This window comes from Streptococcus sp. KR (genome assembly GCF_002238115.1).
In the GTDB taxonomy this organism is placed as follows: Bacteria; Bacillota; Bacilli; order Lactobacillales; family Streptococcaceae; genus Streptococcus.
In genome coordinates this window covers 1-231 of sequence record NZ_NGVM01000322.1, presented here as the reverse complement: position 1 = coordinate 231, position 231 = coordinate 1, and the positions used below count along the sequence as shown (strand labels likewise).

General features: G+C 40.7%; 1 pseudogene. It reads left to right on the top strand.

Annotated features, from left to right (window positions below):
- Window positions 1-231: pseudogene (locus tag CBI42_RS12125) on the top strand (VirD4-like conjugal transfer protein, CD1115 family); the annotation flags it as partial.

Here is a 231-nt window from a genome sequence, read left to right as displayed (position 1 = left end):
TTCAAGCAGAGTTGATGCTGCAACGTGCATTGATTGGTTATCTCTATTTTGACTCGAAGGATCCTGAAACTGGAGTCCAGTTATACATGCCAAACTTGGGTCACGTTGCGGATCTATTAAGAAATATGTATCGAGAGAATCCAGATGTACCAAGTCCTGTCGAGCAGATGTTTGAGGAACTGAACGAACATCAACCTAACAACTATGCTTATAAACAGTGGAAATTATTCC